The sequence below is a fragment of the Bacillus cereus group sp. BfR-BA-01381 genome (assembly GCF_022663555.1).
Lineage (GTDB): Bacteria > Bacillota > Bacilli > Bacillales > Bacillaceae_G > Bacillus_A > Bacillus_A pacificus.
The window spans coordinates 1-221 of the sequence record NZ_JAKUFR010000349.1 but is presented as its reverse complement, the minus strand read 5'-3'; the positions used below and the strand labels follow the sequence as shown (position 1 = coordinate 221).

The window sequence follows — 221 nt, the reverse complement described above, 5'->3', positions numbered from 1 at the left end:
TCTTCGATAGATTGCTCATTATTATCAAGAATTTCTGTTACAACTTTACGAAGTGTACCCTCGTCAGAAATTTGAACAAGGCCTTTCGCTTTAACGATTTCTTCTGGGTCTGTACCTTTTTCAATTAATTGAACCATTTTAGATAAACCAGCAGGCGTTAATGCAACGTCTTTTAATTCTTTTTGTTGTTTGTTTAAGTACGCAAGCACTTCACCCATTAA

The 221-nt window shown here is 34.8% G+C and carries 1 pseudogene; it reads right to left on the bottom strand.

The features are described from left to right. Nucleotides 1-221, bottom strand: a pseudogene (locus MR079_RS28990) (Asp-tRNA(Asn)/Glu-tRNA(Gln) amidotransferase subunit GatB); the annotation flags it as partial.